Origin of the sequence: Planomonospora sp. ID91781 (assembly GCF_015711595.1) — a bacterium.
In the GTDB taxonomy this organism is placed as follows: domain Bacteria; phylum Actinomycetota; class Actinomycetes; order Streptosporangiales; family Streptosporangiaceae; genus Planomonospora; species Planomonospora parontospora.
This window is the reverse complement of sequence record NZ_JABTEY010000001.1, coordinates 865,792-884,560: the sequence shown is the minus strand read 5'-3', so window position 1 is coordinate 884,560 and position 18,769 is coordinate 865,792. Positions and strand designations below refer to the sequence as shown.

At 72.0% G+C, this 18,769-nt stretch carries 17 protein-coding genes and 1 riboswitch; of the genes, 5 read left to right on the top strand and 12 right to left on the bottom strand.

Features of this window, described 5'->3' with window-relative positions; all coding sequences use genetic code 11:
- Positions 1–5 precede the first annotated feature (5 nt).
- Complete coding sequence (locus tag HS048_RS04105; RefSeq protein WP_068900289.1) at positions 6–962, bottom strand: D-alanine--D-alanine ligase; 957 nt, start codon at positions 960–962, stop codon at positions 6–8.
- Positions 963–1,153: 191 nt separating this feature from the next.
- On the bottom strand, positions 1,154–2,386 hold the full coding sequence (locus tag HS048_RS04100) for a PLP-dependent aminotransferase family protein (RefSeq protein WP_230881095.1): 1,233 nt from the start codon (positions 2,384–2,386) through the stop codon (positions 1,154–1,156).
- A 307-nt stretch (positions 2,387–2,693) separates the two neighbouring features.
- Between HS048_RS04100 and HS048_RS04095 the strand changes: the two genes are divergently transcribed.
- Positions 2,694–3,314, top strand: coding sequence for a GCN5 family acetyltransferase (locus HS048_RS04095; protein WP_068900294.1), 621 nt, complete (start codon positions 2,694–2,696; stop codon positions 3,312–3,314).
- A gap of 177 nt (positions 3,315–3,491) precedes the next feature.
- Here the strand turns inward: HS048_RS04095 and trxA are convergent, their stop codons facing one another.
- From trxA to HS048_RS04055, 8 genes are all read right to left on the bottom strand, one after another.
- Positions 3,492–3,815, bottom strand: coding sequence for a thioredoxin (gene trxA / locus HS048_RS04090; RefSeq protein WP_068900295.1), 324 nt, complete (start codon positions 3,813–3,815; stop codon positions 3,492–3,494).
- Positions 3,816–3,865: 50 nt separating this feature from the next.
- Positions 3,866–4,801 (bottom strand): thioredoxin-disulfide reductase, encoded by a 936-nt coding sequence (gene trxB / locus HS048_RS04085; RefSeq protein ID WP_068900297.1) that lies wholly within the window; start codon positions 4,799–4,801, stop codon positions 3,866–3,868.
- Between the two features lie 125 nt (positions 4,802–4,926).
- Complete coding sequence (locus HS048_RS04080) at positions 4,927–5,838, bottom strand: anti-sigma factor (RefSeq protein WP_068900300.1); 912 nt, start codon at positions 5,836–5,838, stop codon at positions 4,927–4,929.
- The gene (sigM, locus tag HS048_RS04075; RefSeq protein WP_084008702.1) at positions 5,828–6,475 is read right to left on the bottom strand and encodes an RNA polymerase sigma factor SigM; all 648 of its coding nucleotides are present in this window, start codon (positions 6,473–6,475) and stop codon (positions 5,828–5,830) included. Before sigM ends, HS048_RS04080 begins: the two co-directional genes overlap by 11 nt.
- A gap of 134 nt (positions 6,476–6,609) precedes the next feature.
- The gene (locus HS048_RS04070) at positions 6,610–8,148 is read right to left on the bottom strand and encodes a protein kinase family protein (RefSeq protein ID WP_068900305.1); all 1,539 of its coding nucleotides are present in this window, start codon (positions 8,146–8,148) and stop codon (positions 6,610–6,612) included.
- Between the two features lie 194 nt (positions 8,149–8,342).
- Complete coding sequence (gene murJ, locus HS048_RS04065) at positions 8,343–9,950, bottom strand: murein biosynthesis integral membrane protein MurJ (RefSeq protein ID WP_196466184.1); 1,608 nt, start codon at positions 9,948–9,950, stop codon at positions 8,343–8,345.
- Positions 9,951–10,023: 73 nt separating this feature from the next.
- Complete coding sequence (locus HS048_RS04060; RefSeq protein WP_196466183.1) at positions 10,024–12,216, bottom strand: DUF6049 family protein; 2,193 nt, start codon at positions 12,214–12,216, stop codon at positions 10,024–10,026.
- A gap of 46 nt (positions 12,217–12,262) precedes the next feature.
- Positions 12,263–12,784, bottom strand: a complete 522-nt coding sequence (locus tag HS048_RS04055) for an aminoacyl-tRNA deacylase (RefSeq protein ID WP_068900312.1) — start codon at positions 12,782–12,784, stop codon at positions 12,263–12,265.
- A gap of 160 nt (positions 12,785–12,944) precedes the next feature.
- Here HS048_RS04055 and HS048_RS04050 point away from each other — a divergent pair, with 160 nt between their 5' ends.
- Positions 12,945–14,345: a CCA tRNA nucleotidyltransferase gene (locus HS048_RS04050; RefSeq protein ID WP_068900315.1), complete on the top strand. Its 1,401-nt coding sequence runs from the start codon at positions 12,945–12,947 to the stop codon at positions 14,343–14,345.
- Between the two features lie 115 nt (positions 14,346–14,460).
- Positions 14,461–15,708 carry an adenosylmethionine--8-amino-7-oxononanoate transaminase gene (locus HS048_RS04045; protein ID WP_307832360.1) on the top strand — a complete coding sequence of 416 codons (1,248 nt, stop codon included), beginning with the start codon at positions 14,461–14,463 and terminating at the stop codon, positions 15,706–15,708.
- A 6-nt stretch (positions 15,709–15,714) separates the two neighbouring features.
- On the opposite strand, the gene HS048_RS04040 is transcribed toward HS048_RS04045, so the two are convergent.
- Positions 15,715–17,004: an MFS transporter gene (locus tag HS048_RS04040; RefSeq protein ID WP_196466182.1), complete on the bottom strand. Its 1,290-nt coding sequence runs from the start codon at positions 17,002–17,004 to the stop codon at positions 15,715–15,717.
- A gap of 144 nt (positions 17,005–17,148) precedes the next feature.
- Here HS048_RS04040 and idi point away from each other — a divergent pair, with 144 nt between their 5' ends.
- Positions 17,149–17,742, top strand: a complete 594-nt coding sequence (idi, locus tag HS048_RS04035; RefSeq protein ID WP_374058751.1) for an isopentenyl-diphosphate Delta-isomerase — start codon at positions 17,149–17,151, stop codon at positions 17,740–17,742.
- 43 nt (positions 17,743–17,785) lie between these two features.
- Positions 17,786–17,852, top strand: a riboswitch (guanidine-III (ykkC-III) riboswitch).
- A 19-nt stretch (positions 17,853–17,871) separates the two neighbouring features.
- A complete protein-coding gene (locus HS048_RS04030; RefSeq protein ID WP_068900323.1) occupies positions 17,872–18,195 on the top strand; it encodes a multidrug efflux SMR transporter in 324 nt (107 codons plus the stop codon).
- Between the two features lie 202 nt (positions 18,196–18,397).
- Here the strand turns inward: HS048_RS04030 and HS048_RS04025 are convergent, their stop codons facing one another.
- Positions 18,398–18,673, bottom strand: a complete 276-nt coding sequence (locus tag HS048_RS04025) for a hypothetical protein (RefSeq protein ID WP_196466180.1) — start codon at positions 18,671–18,673, stop codon at positions 18,398–18,400.
- Positions 18,674–18,769: the final 96 nt, after the last annotated feature.

Here is an 18,769-nt window from a genome sequence, read left to right as displayed (position 1 = left end):
GGGATTCAGGCCGCGCCGCGGGCGGCGGCCTGCTCCAGCAGCGAGCGGCAGAGGGAGCCGAGGTCGTGGTCGGCGGCCTCGACGGCCATGGGGAAGAGGGAGGTCTCGGTCATGCCGGGAGCGACGTTGACCTCCAGGAAGTGCGGCAGGCCGTCCCCGTCGACGATCAGATCGGTCCGGGAGATGTCACGCAGGCCCAGGGCGGCGTGTGCGGTCACGGCCATCTCGGCGCAGGCGGCCGCGACCTCGGGGGACAGGCGGGCCGGAGCGAAGAACTCCGTACGGCCCGCGGTGTAGCGGGCCGCGTAGTCGTAGACGCCGTCATCGGGGACGATCTCCACCGGCGGCAGGGCGACGGGTCCCTCACCGAGGTCCACCACGGAGACGGCCACCTCGACGCCCTCGACGCAGCGCTCGATCAGAGCGGTGTCCCCGTAGGCGAAGCAGCCCACCATGGCGGAGGGCAGCTCCTCGGCCGTGCGCACGATCGAGGCGCCGAGGGCGGATCCGCCCCGGGAGGGCTTGACGAACAGCGGGAGCCCCAGCCGCTCGACGATCCGGGCCAGCACGGCGGAGGCGCCGAGGTCGTGGAACGTCTCCTTGGGGAGCGTCACCGACTCGGGGGTGCGCACACCGGCGGAGCGGACGACCGTCTTGGCGGTGGGCTTGTCGAAGGCGACCCGGCACGCCTCGGACCTGGCGCCCACGTAGGGGACGGAGAGGAGCTCCAGCACCGAGCGGATGGCGCCGTCCTCGCCGGCTCCGCCGTGCAGCGTCACGAAGACGGCGCTGGGCGGGTCGGCCAGCACCCGGGGGACGAGGGAGGCGTCGATGTCGCGTGCCTCGACGGAGACGCCCGCCGCACGCAGCACCTCGCTCACCCGCCGCCCCGAGCGCAGCGAGACCTCCCGCTCGTAGGACAGGCCGCCTGCCAGGACGAGCACATGGCCGAGATCACTCATCCGCACACCTTCTCCTTCAGGCCCGCACCGAGCCCGTCGAACCGCTCTTCTCGTCGTCGGGCCGGGCGCCGGACGACAGCGTTCACCGTACGGCACCGCCCCGCGGCCGGCCCACGCGGCGGCCCGTCACGGGGGAAACCGGCTCCGGAAGGGGCCGGAGCCGGTGGGACCGCGCTACGCGGGAGCCGGCGTCACGCGAGGTCGGGTCCCGGGGTGTCCACCCCGATGTGGTCGGGGAAGGCGCCGGCGCCGAACGTGTCGCGCAGCTGCAGCTCCTGCTCGACCACCCCGGCCAGCCGGCGCACGCCCTCGCGGATGCGCTCGGGCTCCGGGTAGCAGTAGGACAGCCGCATGTTCCGGGCGCCGCTCCCGTCGGCGAAGAAACCGGTGCCCGGGACGAACGCCACCCGCTCGGCGACCGCCCGGGGCAGGAGCGCCTTGGAGTCCAGCCCCTCGGGAAGGGTGGCCCAGACGAAGAACCCGCCGCTCGGCCGCGTCCAGGAGCACTCGGCGGGCATCAGGGACTCCAGCGAGGAGAGCATGGTGTCCCGGCGCTCGCGGTAGAGCTCCCGGAAGGTCTTGATCTGCTCGCGCCAGGGCTGGGTGGCGAGGTATTCGCCCACGGCGAGCTGGGTGAAGGCGGAGTGCGACAGCACGGCCGACTCCATCGCCAGCACCAGCTTGTCGCGGATGGCGTGCGGTGCGAGCGCCCAGCCCACCCGGAAGCCGGGAGCGAGCGTCTTGGAGAACGACCCCAGGTAGACCACGCCGTCGGGGTTGTCGGCGCGCAGCGCCCGCATGGGCTCGCCGTCGAAGCCGAGCAGGCCGTACGGATTGTCCTCGACGATGAGCACGCCCGCGCGCTGGCAGATGTCCAGCACCTGCGCCCTGCGCGCGGCGTTGAGCGTCACCCCCGCCGGGTTCTGGAAGGTGGGGATCGTGTAGAGGAACTTGATGCGGCTGCCCGCGGTCTGCAGCGCGTAGACGGTCTGCGCCAGCGACTCGGGGATGATGCCCTCGTCGTCCATCGCGATGTGCACGACCTTCGCCTGGTAGGCGGAGAAGGTGCCCAGCGCGCCCACGTAGGAGGGGCCCTCGGCCAGGATGACGTCGCCGGGGTCGATGAAGATGCGGGTGATGAGGTCGAGGGCCTGCTGCGAGCCGACGGTCACCACGACGTCGTCGGCGTGCCCCTCGATCCCCTCCAGGCGCATGACGTCGCAGATCTGCTCGCGCAGGTGCGGGTCACCCTGGCCCGAGCCGTACTGGAGCGCGACCGGGCCGCGGCGGGCCACGAGGTCGGCGACGAGCTCTCCCACGACGTCCAGGGGCAGGGCCGTGACGTACGGCATGCCGCCGGCCAGCGAGACCACCTCGGGCCTCGACGCGACGGCGAAGAGAGCTCGAACCTCGGAGGCGACCATCCCGGTAGCCCGTGCGGCGTACCGATCGACGTAGGCATCGATGCGCGACCCGTGGGCCGCGACGGTCCGACCGTGATCCGAGTCCTGGGGTGCCACGGTCCACCTCCTCGTCGTAGGAGCACAACGTGCTCAAGCTAGATAAACCAGGGTACGTCAGTGGCACCTCTACTCCCCGTGGGGGATCGGAGCCCTGAAACGATGACCTCCGCTGGGCTACGATGCCAGCTGGGGAAGCGGTTCTCGCGGGTTTCCCCACCGTGGCCAGGAAGGCCTGGGCACTCGTCTCGCACGCGATTGGGGCCAACAGGTGTCGCGTCGGTTGGTGAACGTCACTCTCGACAACCTCGACGACCTGCCGCGCCGCTGCCGCCGGTGCGTCTTCTGGGAGCTCGATCCGGTCAGCGGGGACCGGGCCCTGGAGGCCGGCGACCCGGGGCTGGAGAAGGAGGCGTGGATCTCCTCCACCCTGCTGGAGTGGGGCAGCTGCGGCAAGATCGCCTATGTGGACGGTGCGGCGGCCGGCTTCGTGCTCTACGCGCCCCCGCTCTACGTGCCCCGTTCGGCGGCCTTCCCGACCTCGCCGGTCAGCGCCGACGCCGTGCTGCTGATGACCGCGCACATCGTCCCGGAGTTCTCCGGCGGCGGTCTGGGCCGGATGCTGGTCCAGGGCGTGGCCAAGGACCTGACCCGGCGCGGGGTGCGGGCCATCGAGGCGTTCGGCGACCTGAAGTGGGAGCAGCCGGGGGCGTGCGTCATGCCCGCCGACTATCTCCTGGCGGTCGGCTTCAAGACGGTCCGGCCGCACCTGCGCTTCCCCCGGCTCCGCCTGGAGCTCAAGAGCGCCGTCTCGTGGCGTGAGGACGTCGAGGTGGCACTGGAGAGGCTCCTGGGGTCGATGAGCCCGGAGAGGGCTCTGCGGCCCGTCTGAGCCGCCCTGGAGGCCGCCGCGCTCCCGGCAGGCCTTCGGACGCGCAAGAGCCCCCTCGGGGGGAGGGGGCTCTCACTTGGGTGGGTGTGCCGCTCGGAAGCGGGTGGTACGGCCCGGCGTCGCCGTGGGGAGCGACCGGCCGCAGGGGGCCCTCCAGGGGCCCCGCGCGGAGGCCGCCTAGATGATGCCCTCGAGCTCGCGAAGCAGCATGGCCTTCGGCTTGGCGCCGATGATCTGCTTCACGACCTCTCCGTTCTTATAGACGTTCATCGTCGGGATCTGGAGTACGCCGTACTGCTGGGCGATCGCCTGATTCTCGTCGACGTTGAGCTTGACGATGGTCAGCTTCTCGGCCTGCTCCCCGGCGATCTCCTCCAGGATCGGCGCGACCTGGCGGCACGGGCCGCACCACTCGGCCCAGAAGTCGACGAGGACGGGCTTGTCGCTCTTGAGCACGTCGGCCTCGAAGCTGGCCTCGGTCACGTTCTTGATGGCGCCCACTGCTTGCTCCCTTGTATCCGGGTTCCTGCGACTGCTCTCGGTTCTGGGGGTCACTTCTCGTCGTGCTCGGCCAGCCAGCGCTCGGCGTCCAGCGACGCTGCGCAGCCGGTGCCCGCGGCGGTGATCGCCTGGCGGTAGGTGTGGTCCACCACGTCGCCCGCGGCGAAGACGCCGTCCAGGTTGGTGCGGGTCGAGGGGGAGGCGACCTTGACGTAGCCCTCGTCGTCGAGCTCCACCTGGCCCTTGACCAGCTCGGTGCGGGGGTCGTGGCCGATCGCGATGAACAGGCCGGTGACGGCGAGCTCGCTCTCCTCGCCGGTCTTGAGGTTGCGCAGCCGTACGCCGGAGACCTTCTCCTCGCCCAGGACGTCGACGACCTCGCTGTCCCAGACGAAACGGATCTTGTCGTTGGCGAACGCGCGGTCCTGCATGATCTTGCTGGCGCGCAGTTCGTCCCGGCGGTGCACGACGGTCACCGAGGCGGCGAACCGGGTGAGGAAGGTTGCCTCCTCCATGGCGGTGTCGCCGCCGCCGACGACCACGATGTCCTGGCCGCGGAAGAAGAAGCCGTCACAGGTGGCGCACCAGGAGACGCCGCGGCCGGACAGCCGCTTCTCGTTGGGCACGCCCAGCTCGCGGTAGCCCGAGCCGGTGGCCAGGATGACGGCCTTGGCGTGGAAGGTGCCGGTGGCGGTCTTGACGACCTTGGGGGTGACGGTCAGGTCGACCTCGACCACGTCGTCCGCGACGAGCTCGGCGCCGAACCGCTCGGCCTGCTTGCGCAGACCGTCCATCAGGTCGGGGCCCATGATGCCGTCGGGGAAACCGGGGAAGTTCTCCACCTCGGTGGTGTTCATCAGCGCGCCGCCGGCGGTGACCGACCCCTCGAACACCAGGGGGTTGAGGTCGGCGCGTGCGGAGTACACAGCCGATGTGTAACCGGCGGGACCCGATCCGATGATGATCACATTGCGGACGTCCATCACGCGTTGCGCCTTTCCCTCTGCCGTTGCCAGTCGCGTCAACAGATCCTAGGCGTCGGTGATTCCCGGTGACGCCGAAGCCCGGCACGGAGGGTTCCGTGCCGGGCTCCTGAGCGGTCCGGGCGGGGTCAGCGCCAGCTGGCGAGCGCGGGCTTGCGCACGTTCTCGCAGGACGGGCCGACCACGTGCACGCGCACGCGGTTGTCGGCCTTGTCGTGCCAGAACAGCACGATGTTGGCCTCCTGCCCGTTGTAGAAGCCCCGGTCGACGGCGAACGGCTGCCTGCCGACCTTCGCGGAGACCTGCTGCACGCAGCGGGTCAGCTCGGAGGTGGCCGCCGTGCCCAGTACGGGCGCCGGGCTGATGTACTCCATCAGCGAGCCGCGGAGCTCCTTGTCGGTGTAGTTCCAGTTGCTGTCGGTCAGCTGGTACTTCGTAGCCGCACTCGGCAGGGGCTGGGCGATCTGCAGCTTCGGCTCCGGACCGGTCGCCGACAGCATGCCGGTCGCCATCACGGTCGCGCCGGCGACCGCCGCCGCCACTCCCGCCACCGCGGCGACCGACGCCCAGCGGCGCCGTCCCGCGGTCCTGCGCCGCCTCGCCGGGGTCACCGGGACCACGGTGCCGTCGTCGCCGACGACCCCCAGCACCGGCACCGGCTCGGGCCGGGTCTCGCGCTCGGGCTCCGGCTCAGGTGCGGTGAGCTCGGGCTCCGGCGCCGGGGGAGGCGTGGCCTCCCAGGGCGCGTCGCGCATCATGTCGTCCCAGGCCGGTGCTTCCACCAGCCCGATTCCACCTCCACGGAAGTTCTCGGCCTCGGCGGCCAGCGCCCGGTCGATGCGGAGCGCGACCCCCATCGGCATCGCCGGGGTGGGCGTCGCCGCCAGAAGCTCACGGACCGCTGCGAGGTCGGCGAGGCTCTCACCACAGGGATCGCAGATCGCGAGATGCTCGCGAACCCGCATGGCCGTGGCGGCGTCGAGGAGGCCCTCGGCCAGTTCGGCCAGGACCTCCAGGTCGTAGTGCGTATCACCCGTCACGAAGTTCTGCTCCCTTCGCCGATGAGACGCGAGACAGGTCGGATCGGTTCCGCAGATGCGAAAGAATGGGGACAAGTTTCGCGCGACCACGTGCGCACCGGCTCTTCACGGTGCCGCTCGGCACCTGCAGGACCTGGGCCGCGTCCTCGACCGAATAGCCCATCATGTCGACGAGCACCAGGGCCGCCCGCTGGTCGGCGGGGAGCAGCTTGAGCGCGGACGAGACCTCCATGGAGACCTCGCGCTCGGCCGTCTGGTCGGGCACCGGGGTCTCGCGCTCGGCGGCCTCGATCAGCTCGTCGTCGGCGACGGGCCGTACGGACTTGCGGCGCATGCGGTCCAGGCAGGCGTTCACCACGATGCGGTGCAGCCACGTGGTGACGGCCGCCTCGCCGCGGAAGCTGTCCGCCTTGCGGTAGGCGGAGACGAACGCGTCCTGCACGGCGTCGGCCGCCTCGTCGGGGTCGCCCAGCGTGCGCAGGGCGACCGCCCACATGCGGTCTCGGTGGCGCTTGACTATCTCACTGAAAGCGTGCGGATCCCCGGCGATGTGCCGGGTCAGCAGATCGGCGTCGGACATGGCCGTCCGCGCCTCCTGCTGATCCGCCGTCGGCGGGGTATCGGGTGGGGAATTCACAAGGAAAGTCCTGCTGTGCCGATCCGGGAGAACACCTCTACGGAATAGATGGTGCCACGAAATCTCTCATGATCGGCAAGAAGAGCGGTAAACCAGATCAAATCACACCGCTTTCGTCTCGCCGCCCCCACCGGTCACTTCACCGCGCGGACCTTTACCTCGTTCACCTGGGCGCGGTACTTGCCCTGGTAGGAGGGGCCCTCGGTGAACCAGAGCAGGACGTAACGCCCCTTCTTCGGGGACTTGGCGGTGAGGGTCTCCTTGCCGCCCAGCCCGGAGGCCTTCGCCACCGCGCCCAGGTCGTCGAGGTCCTTGGAGTCACCCACCCGGAGCTCCACGGTGCCGCCGGAGACGGGCCCGAAGTCGGCCGTCACCTCCTTGACGGCCACGCTCTCCTTCAGGTCGATCAGCAGGCCGACGCCCTTCTTCAACCGGCCGAAGTCGGCGGAGGGGTACGACTCGGAGTGCCAGTCGGTGGAGGGCTTGCCGTCCAGGGCCAGGGACGCGAGCTCGCTCCGCTCGTCGCCGTCGCCCAGCGGGTCGAAGCCTTGGGCGGAGTCGGGCTTCACCTCGCGGGTCGCTGTGGTCCCCGTCGTGGGCGTGGGCGAGGAGCTGCCGCCGGCCTCCGGGGCGTCGCCGGCGTTGCCGATGCTGCGGCCGAGCGTCCAGGCGCCCAGGCCGACCGCGGCCATGACCAGCAGGACGACCAGCCCCACGGCCACCTTGCCGAGCGCCCCGCCGCCCCCGGAGGGGTGCGGCTGCTGGACCGGCCGGTACGGCGGGGGCGGAGGCGGGGTGTGGCGCTGCGGGGACGCGGCGGTGTCCAGGCCCTCGGAGCGGGAGGCCGTCACCGGAGGGGCGGGCGGCGGCGCGGGCATGGGCATGGGGGCGGGCCGGGGCACCGAGCTGAGCGCCTCGGCGACCTCCGCGGGGCTGGCCAGCGGGGTCTGGCCGCGCTTGCTCTCCGGCAGCAGCGCCCGGCAGACGATGGTGTCGAGGTAACCGGGGACGCCGGCGGTGACCTGGCGCGGCGTGCAGTAGTGCCCGTTGTCCGTCGGCGCGACGGGCAGCCCGCCGGGGGCCTCCTCGCCCGGCCAGTGGCCGGTCAGCCCGGCGTACAGCAGGCGGCCGAGGCCCTCGGCGTCGCCGCGGGCGGCGTCCTCGACCCGCATGTTGTCGTGCACCACGTCGGCGAGGACCGCGTCGACCCCGAGGCCGAGCAGCTTGACCGTGCCGCCCGCCGTCCACACCAGGTGCTCGGGGGTCAGGCAGAGGTGCGGGACGCCGGCCTCGTGGGCGTGGGCCAGCGCCTCGGCGACCTCCGCGACCAGTGCGGCGGCGCGCTCGGGCTCCATCGGCCCGGCGGCGACCAGGTCGGCCAGGTTGTCCCCGGTCACCCACTCGCTGACGACGTAGGAGCAGCCGTCGTCCTCGGTGGCGTCGAAGACCTGGGTCAGCCGCGGGTCGGTGAGGCGGCTGGCCGTACGGGCGGCCGAGACCACCTCGTTGAGGCGGGGGAAGTCGGGATCGAAGGTGTGGACGGCGACGGGCCGGGCGAGCACCTCGTCGATGGCCTTCCAGAGCGTGGCCCCGTTGGACTCGTGGACGCGGTCTTCGAGCCGGAACCGTTCGGCCAGCTTCGTGCCGGGCTCGATCGCCGAGGAGGTGCTCATGAACTCTCCGAAACTGGGAACGCGTCAGCGTCGCGCCCTGCGGGCACGTCAGGCCTCATCACACGATGCCGGGTGGATCCGCCCACGCCCTCCTGCTTCCACTCACCGCGCGTCGTCACACGCGTCGCACCATGGTAGTGCCGCACCGTTCCACCCGTGTTCTCCCTACCGGACGGGCGGGGAAAACATCGGAGTCACCGGCGTCCTCGTCCTGTGACCATTCCAACGATCGAACTCACCTCGGGGATGCGCATGCGGTGCGCGACGACCAGGTAGAGCGCCAGGCCGGCCCCGCCGCCCACCGCGAGCATGACGGCCGCGCTGAGCGGGGTCAGACCGGCCAGCTCACGGGTGAGCCAGAGCACACCGAGAGCCGCCAGCGTACCCGGAAGGGCGGCGGTGTACATCCGGGACAGCCCCGAGGCCACCACGCGCCCGTTCAGCCCCCGCGTACGGCGCGAGGCGAGCATCCAGGCGACCACGGTGCCCGTCGCGTAGGCGGCGGTGAGCGCGCACGCCAGTCCCATCACGACGTAGCGCGGCGGCAGGACGGCGGCGGACAGGAGGCTGAGGCCGATGCTCACCGCGGTGTTGCCCGCTCCGATGAAGACCGGGGTGCGGGTGTCGCCGAAGGCGTAGAAGACCCGCAGCAGGAGCTGGAAGAGCGAGAACGGCACCAGCGCCAGGCCGAAGACCTGGAGCACGTTGCCGATGTAGACGGCGTTGTCCAGGGTGTTGTTTCCCCAGGAGTAGATCAGCACGGTGACCGCCGGCCCCAGCACCATCAGCAGCAGTCCGGCCGGGACCAGCAGGACCGCGACCAGGCGAACGCCGGAGGCGAACTCGTCGCGGACCGTGCCGAGGTCCCCCTCGGCGGCCGACCGGCTCATCCGGGGCAGCATCGCGGTGATCACCGAGACCGCGATGATCCCGTAGGGGAGCTGGAAGAGCTGGAACGCCTGGGCGTAGGCGGTGTTCCCCGCGCCCTCCGCCTCCCCGCCCGCGCCGGAGGCGATCATGGTGGTGACCCAGAAGCCGACCTGGGTGATGAGCACGTAGACGATGCCCCAGCCGGCGGTCCGGCCCATCTCGCCCAGGCCTGCGCCGCGCAGGCCGAACCGGGGCCGGAAGCGGAAGCCGGCCCGGTGCAGCGAGACCATCAGCACCAGGCACTGGGCCACGATCCCGGCGGTGGTGCCGAGGCCGAGCAGGGCGAGGTCGGCGTCGCTCACCGCCTCGACGTCCGCACCCGAGCGGCCCGCCGTCACCAGGTAGAGGACCAGGACGCCGATCATCACGACGTTGTTGAGCACCGGAGCCCACATCGGCGCGGCGAAGCGGTCGCGGGTGTTGAGGATCGCCCCGGCGAGCGCCCCGACGCCGACGAAGGCGATCTGCGGCAGCACGTACCGGGCCAGCATGACCGCGACCTCGGTCTGCCGGTCGCTCCAGCCGTCGTCGGTGTACAGGCCGATCAGCGGCCCGGCGAGCAGCACCGCCGCCGCGGTGAGCAGGATCAGCGCGACGGTGCCGATCGTCAGCAGCCGCTGCTCGTAGGACCGGCCGCCGTCCGGGTCGCTCTTCTGCCGCCGCACGATCGACGGGACCACGACGCTGCTCAGGATCCCGCCGATGAGGAAGTCGAACAGGATGAACGGGATCGCGTTGGCGACGGTGTAGGCGTCGCCCATGTGCGCGCTGCCGAGCGCGGCCACGAGCACCGCGGCTTTGACGAAGCCCGTGACGCGGGAGACCATCGTGCCCGCGGCCATGATCGCGCTCGCACGCAGGACCCTGCTCATGCTTCTTCCTCCGCTTGGTGAACGCCTGCCGGCTGGGGGGTGTGGGGCCGGGGCCTCGTCGGGGACCCGGGCTTCAGGACTCGGTGCCGGCCGGCACGCTCGCCCGCCGGGGCGGGGTGGCGGTCGCGGCCCGGCGGGCCCCCCGGCGGCGCAGGACGCGCAGGCCCACCGCGGCCAGCATCACCAGCAGGGCCGCCCCCGCGATCACCAGCGCGATCCCGGTGTAGCCGGTGCTCCGCACGGTGAGCTTGACCCGCTGGCCGTACGCGCGGCCGTCGTCGGTGGTGAGCTGGACCGTCACCGAGGTCTGCCCGCCGGAGGCGCCCGTGATGGTCATCGGGATCCGCACGGTCTGGGTCTGCCCGCCGGAGATGACCATCCGGTCCTCGTACGGCTCGATCCTCAGCCGGCCGGGCTTCTGCGAGGTCACCCTGACCCGGACCGCGACCGTGCTGCCGCTCCCCCTGCGCTCGTTGCGGACGCTGATCGGCACCTCGCCGTCCTCCCCGGCCAGGGTGCGGATCTGCTCGGCCTGCTCGCCGCCGACGATCCTCACCTGGTCGATCCGGCCGTCGACGGTGCTCCGCAGCTGCTCGACGTACGGCTCCGCGGCCCTGGCCCTGTCCCGCCAGGCGGAGGAGGCGAGCCGGAGGAGCGCCAGGTCGAACCTGCCGGAGTCGTCCCCGGGGGCGTCCGGGGTGACGTGGGTGACGGAGGTGGCCAGGTTCGCGCGCTCGCCCACCCGCCGGACGCCCGTCAGATACTTCTTGCCGAGCTCCCGGCTCCGGTCCTGCGGGGTGTAGGTGAGGCCGGCGCGCGGCGTGACGACCTTGCCGGGCTTGACCGCGTCGAGCGTGGCGGGGGAGAGCCAGGGCAGGGACCCGGCCGTCTCGACCAGACCGGTGACGTAGGCCGGGTCGGGCGACCAGCGGCGCGGCGGGGCGGCCACCACGGTCCTGCGGCCGGTGACGGGCTCCGCACTGATCATCGCGGTCTCGGCGATGAAGCGCCGGCGGTTCAGCAGGGCCCAGTCGGGGCTGGAGGCCGTCGCGCCGACGATGTCACTCAGCACCGGGTCCGCCACCAGCGCCTGGACCGGGCCGCTCACGCTCTGCAGGGTGGCGACGGCGTCCGGGGTGGTCGCGGGGGGCTGGGCGACGGCGCCCGGGACCGTGGCGGTCGGGGCGGCGGGCGGCAGGTTGGCCTCGCTCAGCAGCACGCTGCGGACCCCGGCGACGGCCAGGACGTCCAGGCCGTCGTGGTCGATCACCCCGCCGACCGGCCAGTTGACGTCGGTGGCGACGTCGCGGCCGAGGATCTCCCGGCCGGTCCGCGCGGCCGCCGCGACGCCCTTGCGGGTGGTGCCGTCGAGGCCGTTGTGGGCCAGGGCTGCCACGTCCGGGTCGGCGTAGGGGGTGGCCACGACCGGGGAGTCGGCCAGGGCCGTGCGCAGGGCGCCGAGCCACCGGGTCGCCGCGGCGTCGGCGGGACGGCTCACCGTCTCGGCGCCCGCCTTCACCCGGTGCGCCCTGCCCAGCGTCCGCACGTCGTCGAGGAGGGCGGGGTCGACCACCCAGGTGACCCCCTTGGCGGAGGAGACGCCCTGGGCGGTCTTCAGCAGGTCGTCGAGGCGCTTGCCCTCCGCCAGGCCGGCGGTCAGGTCCTCGTCGAGGAGGGCGCCGTCGTCGGCGCGGTGCGGCTGGTCGATGACCGGCAGGACCACGGCGAGGCGGGTGCGCGAGGCCCGCGGGATCTTGGTCCCCTTCGGCAGGTAGGTCAGGAAGGTGCGCTGCACGGCGAGCTTCTGCTCGGCGGCGTCGACCACCTCGACCGTCAGCGGGTAGACGCCGAACCGGTACAGGCCCAGCTGCTGGGGGGTGAAGACGAACTCCCACGGCAGCTTGGCCGAGGCCGCCAGCGGCTGCTGGAGCCAGCTCTCGTCACGCAGGCCGCCCGGCTGGACGTGCTCCTGGCCGCTCAGGTAGGCGGTCATGTCGGCCCGGCGGGCGAAGGGCTGGGCCGAGTAGCGCAGCCGGTAGCGCAGGCCGGTCAGGGCCTCGGTGCCGGTGTTCGCCAGCGTGCCGGAGACCCTGATCTCGGTGGCGGGCTCCTTCGGCAGGTCCGGGGTGATCGACGCGATCACGAGCTGCAGGGTCTGGCGGGCCGCCGTCGTCGTTCCTGCGGTCGCCGTGCCGCCAGTGGCCACGGCCGCGAGGGAGAGCAGCGTGGCGAGCAGGACGACGAGCGGCACGTGCTTGCGGATCACGTGCCGGCCAAGGGTGAAATACGGCGCACGCCCGCAATGCTATGGCCTATCCGACGAGCCGGGCGGTCATCGGCTCTCCTCGGGGCCGGGGAACGGACAGGTCGACGATCTTCCCGGGGACGAGGGAGAGCAGGTCGCCGGCGTCGATCCGGAGCGCCGTGTGGCGTTCGCCCGCGGGGGTGTGGACGGGGCCGTCGATCCTGGTGAGCCGCTCGTCCACCAGCACGGTCAGGCCGTCGGGGAGCAGCAGCGGGCAGACCAGCCCGGCGGCGTAGTCGGTGGCGGAGTTCACGGTGAAGGCGGAGGCCGGGCGGACCCGGCGCACGTCCAGGACGCCGCCGACGGTGCCGGGCCGGGGCGGGGCGCCGACGGGGGCGACGGTCGCGACGACCTCGGGACCGATCCGGGTGGTGACCTCGAACACGGAGACGCCCACGCAGGTGGCGGGACTCGCGGAGAGGACCTCGGGCAGCTCGTCGGCACTCGTCAACACGCGGGGAAGGCGTACGATCTCATGATGGATCTGGAGTGCGAGGAGCCAGCGGTGGATCGCGAGGGCGTCCTTCATACAGATCCTCCTTGCCTCGGCGCTCGGCTCCGCCCGGACCGCGGCTGAACGTAGCCTGGTGATCGCTGTACGGCGTCTCCCCAGTGGGGAACGTGTTCCCTGACCGAAGGACCTACCCGGTTTGTCCCTTTCAAATCTGTCTGAGAGCCAGCGGCACGGCATGAGCGAGCTGTTCCGCAAGATCGCGCCGGTCGCCGACGAGCTCGGCGAGCTGTTCGCCGCGCGGGGATACGAGATCGCCCTGGTGGGCGGCTCGGTCCGCGACGTCTTCCTCGGCCGGATCGGCAACGACCTCGACCTGACGACGGACGCGCGGCCCGAGACGGTCCTGGAGCTCATCCGCGACTGGGCCGACTCGATCTGGACGATCGGCATCGACTTCGGCACGGTCGGCGCGCGCAAGGGCAACTGGCTGCTGGAGATCACCACCTACCGCAGCGAGTCGTACGACCCGAAGTCGCGCAAGCCCGAGGTGGTCTACGGCGACACGCTGGAGGGCGACCTGGCCCGGCGCGACTTCGCGGTCAACGCGATGGCGCTGCGGCTGCCCGGCCGGGAGTTCGAGGACCCGCACGGCGGCCTGGACGACCTGCACGCCAGGGTCCTGCGCACCCCCGGCCCCCCGGAGCGGTCCTTCGACGACGACCCGCTGCGGATGCTGCGCGCGGCCCGGTTCGCCAGCCAGCTCGGCTTCGCCGTGGACCGGGCGGCGCTGGACGCGATGACCGCGATGGCCGGGCGGATCGAGATCGTCTCCGCCGAGCGCATCCGCGACGAGCTGGACAAGCTGATCTGCGGGGACAACCCGCGCGAGGGGCTGCGCATCCTGGTCGAGTCGGGCCTGGCCGCGTACGTCCTGCCGGAGCTGCCCAGGCTCCGCCTGGAGATCGACGAGCACCACCGGCACAAGGACGTCTACGAGCACACGCTGATCGTGCTGGAGCAGGCGATCGACCTGGAGGAGGGCGGCCCCGACCGCATCCTGCGCTGGTCCGCGCTCCTGCACGACGTGGGCAAGCCCAAGACCCGCCGGCACGAGCCCGGCGGCCGGGTCTCCTTCCACCACCACGAGGTGGTGGGCGCCCAGCTGGCCAAGAAGCGCCTGACGGAGCTGAAGTTCCCCAAGGACGTGGTGGCCGACGTCGCCCGCCTGGTCGAGCTCCACCTGCGCTTCCACGGCTACGGCACGGGCGAGTGGACCGACTCGGCGGTCCGCCGCTACGTCCGGGACGCCGGGCACCTGCTGGAGCGGCTGCACAAGCTGACCCGCGCCGATTGCACCACCCGCAACCGGCGCAAGGCCCAGACGCTGTCGCGCACCTACGACCAGCTCGAGGAGCGCATCGCCAGGCTCGCCGAGGAGGAGGAGCTCGGCAAGATCCGTCCCGAGCTGGACGGCAACGAGATCCAGGAGATCCTCGGCGTCCCGCCCGGTCCGGTGGTCGGGCGCGCCTACAAGTTCCTCCTCGACATGCGCATGGACGAGGGCGTCGTCGGCAAGGAGGCCGCGGCCGAGGCCCTGCGCGAGTGGGCTGCGGCCAACGGCGTGCTGCCCGGCTGATCCGGCCCGCGGCCGGCGCGGCGTGCCGGCCGGCTGTCCGCGGCCGGGGCGGCCGGACCGCGAGCGGCGGTGTGCCGCCCGCCTGACGGCCGGCGCACCGGGTTAGGGTGGCGCGGTGGACGCGATCGATGTGGACGTGCCGGCGCTCGACCGCGCGCACGTGTGGCACCCGTACGCCTCCGTCCCCCCGCAGGTGCCGGTCCACCAGGTGGTGCGGGCCTCCGGGGTGCGGCTGACGCTCGCCGACGGGCGCGAGCTGGTCGACGGGATGTCGTCGTGGTGGGCGGCGATCCACGGCTACGGCCACCCGCGCCTCGACGGCGCGCTGACCGCGCAGCTCGCCGACATGGCGCACGTCATGTTCGGCGGGCTCACCCACGGGCCCGCCGTACGGCTGGCGCGCACGCTGGCGGAGATGACCGGGCTGCCGAAGGTCTTCCTCGCCGACTCCGGCTCGGTCGCCGTCGAGGTCGCGATCAAGATGGCCTTCCAGTTCACCGGGCGGCACCGTCTGCTGACGGTCAGGGGCGGCTACCACGGCGACACCTTCGGAGCGATGGCCGTCTGCGACCCGGTGAACGGCATGCACCACCTGTTCTCCGGCGCGCTCCCGCAGCACGTGTTCGCCCCCCGGCCCCCCGCGGACCACGACGAGGCCTACCTCGCCGAGCTGGCGGAGACGGTCGCCCGGCACGCCTCCGAGTTGGCGGCGATCATCGTCGAGCCGGTCGTCCAGGGCGCCGGCGGCATGCACTTCTACCACCCGGCCCATCTGCGCCGGCTCCGCGAGCTGGCCGACGAGCACGGCCTGCTGCTGATCGCCGACGAGATCGCCACCGGCTTCGGCCGGACCGGCGAGCTGTTCGGCTGCGACCACGCGGGGATCCGGCCCGACATCATGTGCCTGGGCAAGGCGCTGACCGGCGGCTACCTGTCCCTGGCGGCGACGCTGTGCACCGAGCGGGTGGCGGCGGGCATCGGCACGCTGATGCACGGGCCGACCTTCATGGGCAACCCGCTGGCCGCGGCCGTCGCCAACGCCTCCCTCGGCCTGCTGGCCGAGCGCCCCTGGCGGGAGGAGGTCGCCCGGATCGAGCGGGGGCTGAGGGCGGGCCTGGCCGGGGCGGCGCACGCCCCCGGGGTGAAGGACGTGCGCGTGCTCGGCGCGATCGGCGTGGTCGAGACGCTGGAGCCGGTCGACGTCGGGCGCGTCCAGGACACCGTCATGCGGCACGGCGTCTGGCTCCGGCCGTTCGGCCGGCTGATCTACACGATGCCGCCGTACGCCACGGACGACGACGACCTGGCGCGGATCACGGCCGCGATGACGGCTGCGGTCGCGGATATCGGCCGGGACGCCTGACGCGGATCACGGCTGCGGCTGCGGATATCGGCCGGGACGCCTGACGACCCGGTAGAGCACGGCGCCGCCGACGTATCCGGCGGTGATCAGGACCAGCACGGTCAGCGACCTGCCGTCGGCCGGGAGCAGCGCCGCCGCGCAGGCCGCGGCCAGCACGTAGCTGCCGTTGAAGAGCATGTCGTAGATGGAGAAGGCCCGGCCGAGGTAGGCGTCGTCGACGTCCCGCTGGACGGCCGTGTCCGCGCAGATCTTGACGCTCTGCCCGGCGATGCCCAGCACGAAGCCGGCCGCGGCGAACCCCCACTGCTGGAACGTCGCGCACAGCCCCAGCGTGAGCACCCCGGCGGTGACGAGCATGGCCGGGACCCAGCGGTGCAGCCCGAACCGCTCGGTGGCCCACGGGGTGACCAGCACGGCCAGGAAGTAGCCGACTCCGGAGGTGGCGACCACGACGGTGACCGCGTCCAGGGCGTCTTCGGCGCTCTCGGCGAAGTAGTAGCGCGAGAGCATGACGAGCATCGCCGTGCACATGCCGTACATGAAGCGGTGGGTGGCCATCGCGCCCATCGCGGCGGCGGCGGCGCGGTGGCCTGCGATGTGCCGCGCGCCGTCGACGAGGCCGCTGACGACGTGCCGTACGGCCTCGCGGGCCTGCGGCCGCTCCGGGTCGTAGGCCGGGCCGAGCAGCGCCCGGTCCATGGTCCGGGCGATCAGCGCGCTGAGCCCGAAGATCAGGCCGGAGACGAGCAGGAGCACGGCGACGCCCTGGTCATCGCTGCCGAGGACCTTCCTGAGCAGGATGCCCGCGCCCACGCCCACGAAGGTCAGCACGGTGCCGGAGGTGGGGGTGACCGCGTTGGCCACCATCAGCCGGTCAGCCGGGACGACGTGCGGGAGCGAGGCTCCGAGAGCGGCGAGGAAGAACCGGTTCACCCCGAGCACGCAGAGCGCGGCGGCGTAGAAGACGGCGTCGGGGGCGCCGCCGGCCAGCAGCGCCGCGGTGGCCACCAGCAGCGTGCCCCGGACCAGCGGTGCGACGACCAGGATCCGCTGCCGGGACCAGCGGTCGATGAACACGCCGACGAAGGGCCCCAGCACGGAGTACGGCAGGAGCAGCACGGCCAGGCCCGCGGCGATCTGGACGGCGCTGGTGCTCTGCTCCGGGCTGAAGAACGCGAATCCGGCCACCGCGAACTGGAAGATCCCGTCGGAGAACTGGGAGACCAGGCGGGTGCCGTACAGCCGCCGGAAGTCCCGACCTTCCAGGACGACGCGTAGATCGGATACGAATGACACGGGCTCAGCCTACGTGCGGGACGGGCTTGGGGGATCGGGGATGTCCCTGAGACCACCGAACGGCAACCATGTGACATATATGGACTTTCCGCCCGTGTTGCAGAGTGGGCGTGATGAGCAGACATGATCACGTACTCTCGATCCGTGACACCTGATGAACACGTCGTGCTCGTCGACGTCGACGGGAACGCGGTCGGCACGGCCCCCAAGGCGGCGGTGCACGGCCCCGACACCCCCCTCCACCTCGCCTTCTCCAGCTACGTGTTCGACACCGACGGCAGGGTGCTCCTCACCCGGCGGGCGTCGCACAAGATCACCTGGCCGGACGTGTGGACCAACAGCTGCTGCGGCCACCCCCTGCCGGGCGAGCCGACGCACGACGCGGTGGTCCGGCGGCTGGACTACGAGCTCGGGCTCACGGTCGTCGCGGCGGACCTGCTGCTGCCGCGCTTCTCCTACCGGGCGGTCATGGACAACGGCGTCGTCGAGCGCGAGCTCTGCCCGGTCTACCGGGTCGTCGTCGACGCCGGGGCCGCCACCGCGGCCGCGCCGAACCCCGACGAGGTCGGGGAGGTGCGGTGGACGCCGTGGCAGGAGTTCGCCCGGGGCGTGCTCGACGGGAGCCTGGCGATCTCCCCGTGGTGCCGGGAGCAGGTCCCCCACCTCGACGGTCTCGGCGCCGATCCCCTGCGCTGGCCCGTCGCCGACCCCGCCGCCCTCCCGCCGGCCGCGCGCTGATCCCGGGAGGGAATCTCCGGGAGACCGCCGCCGTTGTCGTCGACGCGGTCCCGCTTCCGGGAACCGCCCGGACGAGACGCGCCGTACCCGGCCTGCAAAGACGACGCTCCTGCATCGGAGGGAGCCGTCATGGCCTGGATAATGATCGTCGTCGCCGGCCTGTTCGAGGTCGCCATGGCCTATTCGCTGAAGCTGAGCGACGGGTTCTCCGCGCCGCTGCCGAGCATCGGCTTCGCCGTCTCGGCCGTCCTCAGCTTCGGACTCCTCGCGCTCGCCCTCAAGAGCCTCGACGTCGGTACGGCCTACGCCGTCTGGACGGGCATCGGCGCGGTCGGCACCGCCACGCTGGGCATGATCGCGCTGGGCGAGGACGCGTCCCCCGTCAAGATCGCCTCGATCGCCCTCATCCTCTGCGGCGTCGTCGGCCTCAACCTGGCGGGCGGCGGCCACTGACCCCGTCCGAAGCACCGGGCCTCACCTGCCCGCCGAACCATGCGGACCATCCGGCGAACCCCGTCAGTAGAGGTCGGCCAGTGTCACCAGGACGACGTCGCCGCGACGCCGGGCCTCGGCCGTCAGCAGGTGGCGACGGGACGGACGGTGCGCGGAGTTGGATACGGATACCCCTTTTGCCGGGAGAAGCGGCGGTTGAAGATCATCTTTCCTGCCTCCGTGCTCGAACGGCCATGACCGTGCAGAACACGGCCCCCACCAGAGACGTCACCAGAATCGGATTGACATAGGCCGGCACCAGGTCCGTCGTCGTCCCGTCCTCCCAATGGCAGAGATGCCGGATCGGGAACCAGGTCCAGGAGACATATGGGGAACCCAACGGCCTGCTCGTGCAGTATTCGTCGAGCGGGAGCAGCGTCGCGAATTCTCCACTCCATAGGGCGTGCACGTAGATGGCGGCCGCCGTGATCAGCGCCATGCACGACATCGCGACCCAGCGGAGGGAACTCATGGTTCGTGTCCCATCGCTGCTCCTCATGGATCGGATTCGTGCACCCTCTTCGTTCACTCTGGC

Coding starts and splice junctions, on each gene's coding strand:
- HS048_RS04105 (WP_068900289.1), bottom strand. CDS start 962: ATGAGTGATCTCGGCCATGTGCTCGTCCTGGCAGGCGGCCTGTCCTAC.
- HS048_RS04100 (WP_230881095.1), bottom strand. CDS start 2,386: ATGGTCGCCTCCGAGGTTCGAGCTCTCTTCGCCGTCGCGTCGAGGCCC.
- HS048_RS04070 (WP_068900305.1), bottom strand. CDS start 8,148: ATGAGCACCTCCTCGGCGATCGAGCCCGGCACGAAGCTGGCCGAACGG.
- murJ (WP_196466184.1), bottom strand. CDS start 9,950: ATGAGCAGGGTCCTGCGTGCGAGCGCGATCATGGCCGCGGGCACGATG.
- HS048_RS04055 (WP_068900312.1), bottom strand. CDS start 12,784: ATGAAGGACGCCCTCGCGATCCACCGCTGGCTCCTCGCACTCCAGATC.
- HS048_RS04050 (WP_068900315.1), top strand. CDS start 12,945: ATGAGCGAGCTGTTCCGCAAGATCGCGCCGGTCGCCGACGAGCTCGGC.
- HS048_RS04030 (WP_068900323.1), top strand. CDS start 17,872: ATGGCCTGGATAATGATCGTCGTCGCCGGCCTGTTCGAGGTCGCCATG.
- HS048_RS04025 (WP_196466180.1), bottom strand. CDS start 18,673: ATGGCGCTGATCACGGCGGCCGCCATCTACGTGCACGCCCTATGGAGT.